This window comes from Saccharibacillus sp. JS10 (assembly GCF_024436065.1).
GTDB lineage: Bacteria > Bacillota > Bacilli > Paenibacillales > Paenibacillaceae > Saccharibacillus.
In genome coordinates, this window is the sequence record NZ_JANFNS010000012.1 from 1 (window position 1) to 2,353 (window position 2,353).

General features: G+C 52.4%; 2 tRNA genes and 3 rRNA genes. All 5 read right to left on the reverse strand.

Features of this window, described 5'->3' with window-relative positions:
* Positions 1-1,221, reverse strand: a 23S ribosomal RNA gene (locus NOM90_RS19155); the annotation flags it as partial.
* A gap of 217 nt (positions 1,222-1,438) precedes the next feature.
* Positions 1,439-1,514: transfer RNA gene (locus tag NOM90_RS19160), tRNA-Ala, on the reverse strand.
* A gap of 27 nt (positions 1,515-1,541) precedes the next feature.
* Positions 1,542-1,618 (reverse strand) — tRNA-Ile (locus tag NOM90_RS19165).
* Between the two features lie 12 nt (positions 1,619-1,630).
* Positions 1,631-1,747, reverse strand: a 5S ribosomal RNA gene (gene rrf, locus NOM90_RS19170).
* Positions 1,748-1,867: 120 nt separating this feature from the next.
* Positions 1,868-2,353 (reverse strand): 16S ribosomal RNA (locus NOM90_RS19175); the annotation flags it as partial.

Sequence of the window (2,353 nt, forward strand, 5' to 3'; positions counted from 1 at the left end):
AAGCATCAAGCCATGGTTTCGGTGGTGTGTTTAGCCCCGTTACATTTTCGGCGCAGAGTCACTCGACCAGTGAGCTATTACGCACTCTTTAAATGGTGGCTGCTTCTAAGCCAACATCCTGGTTGTCTGGGCAACTCCACATCCTTTCCCACTTAACACACACTTGGGGACCTTAACCGATGGTCTGGGCTGTTTCCCTTTTGACAATGGATCTTAGCACTCACTGTCTGACTCCCGGATTTAAGTTGATGGCATTCGGAGTTTGACTGAGCTTGGTAATCCTCGCGGACCCCGCACCCAATCAGTGCTCTACCTCCACAACTCGCAGATCCGAGGCTAGCCCTAAAGCTATTTCGGGGAGAACCAGCTATCTCCGGGTTCGATTGGAATTTCTCCGCTACCCCCACCTCATCCCCGCACTTTTCAACGTACGTGGGTTCGGGCCTCCAGTGCGTGTTACCGCACCTTCACCCTGGACAGGGGTAGATCACCCGGTTTCGGGTCTACGCCTACATACTAAGTCGCCCTATTCAGACTCGCTTTCGCTGCGGCTCCGGCTTCTCACCTTAACCTGGCATGCAAACGTAACTCGCCGGTTCATTCTACAAAAGGCACGCCATCACCCCTTAATTGGGCTCTGACTTTTTGTAAGCGCACGGTTTCAGGTTCTATTTCACTCCTCTTCCGAGGTCCTTTTCACCTTTCCCTCACGGTACTGCTTCGCTATCGGTCACCAGGGAGTATTTAGCCTTGGCAGATGGTCCTGCCGGATTCATACGGGGTTTCACGTGCCCCGCACTACTCAGGATCCGTCTCGGAGGGAGCAAACTTTCGGCTACAGGGCTATCACCTGCTCTGGCGGGTCGTTCCAAACCTCTTCGCCTACCTTACTCCTTTGTAACTCCATGTGAGACGTCCTACAACCCCAAAAAGCAAGCTTTTTGGTTTGGGCTAATCCGCGTTCGCTCGCCGCTACTGACGGAATCACTATTGTTTTCTCTTCCTCGGGGTACTTAGATGTTTCAGTTCCCCCGGTCTGCCTCCGTTTGGCTATGTATTCACCAAATCGGTAACTGGGTATGAATCCAGCTGGGTTGCCCCATTCGGAAATCTTCGGATCAACGCTCACTTACAGCTCCCCGAAGCCCTATCGTGGTTCGTCACGTCCTTCATCGGCTCCTGGTGCCTAGGCATCCACCGTGCGCTCTTACTTGCTTAACCAAAGTTCGCGCCGTGATGCTGTGTTTTGCTTCCCTTGTTTTCCTTACGGAAAGCCAAAAGTCGCTCAACCCACCTTCACTTCGCTCTTCGATTTGAATCTTTTTTCTTACACCCTCGCTGACAAGCAGCGTGGAGAAGAAAGAAATATTCTAAACGCGAATTTATCGTTTCGGTATCCAGTTTTCAAAGGACAAATCTTGCTTTTGGTAAATAATTATGGTGGAGCCAAGCGGGATCGAACCGCTGACCTCCTGCTTGCAAGGCAGGCGCTCTCCCAGCTGAGCTATGGCCCCATAAAGGTAATTATGCAATTGAAGAAATGGTGGGCCCTAGTGGACTCGAACCACCGACCTCACCCTTATCAGGGGTGCGCTCTAACCAGCTGAGCTAAGGGCCCATATTGAATTGCGCTTGGCAGCTTCCTACTCTCCCAGGACCCTGCGGTCCAAGTACCATCGGCGTAAGAGGGCTTAACGGTCGTGTTCGAGATGGGAACGTGTGGAACCCCTCTGCCATCACCACCAAACGCGTTTCAATGAAAGAGTTTCCTCTCTCAAAACTGAGCAGTAAGTGAGTCGTTCATTTTGTAACTCCCGAATGAGAAACGGGACTGAATGTTTCCATCGCAGGAAACGATTCTCCATAGAAAGGAGGTGATCCAGCCGCACCTTCCGATACGGCTACCTTGTTACGACTTCACCCCAATCATCTACCCCACCTTCGGCGGCTGGCTCCTTGCGGTTACCTCACCGACTTCGGGTGTTGTAAACTCTCGTGGTGTGACGGGCGGTGTGTACAAGACCCGGGAACGTATTCACCGCGGCATGCTGATCCGCGATTACTAGCAATTCCGACTTCATGTAGGCGAGTTGCAGCCTACAATCCGAACTGAGACCGGCTTTCTGGGATTGGCTTCACCTCGCGGCTTCGCAACCCTCTGTACCGGCCATTGTAGTACGTGTGTAGCCCAGGTCATAAGGGGCATGATGATTTGACGTCATCCCCGCCTTCCTCCGGTTTGTCACCGGCAGTCATTCTAGAGTGCCCATCCGAAATGCTGGCAACTAAAATCAAGGGTTGCGCTCGTTGCGGGACTTAACCCAACATCTCACGACACGAGCTGACGACAACC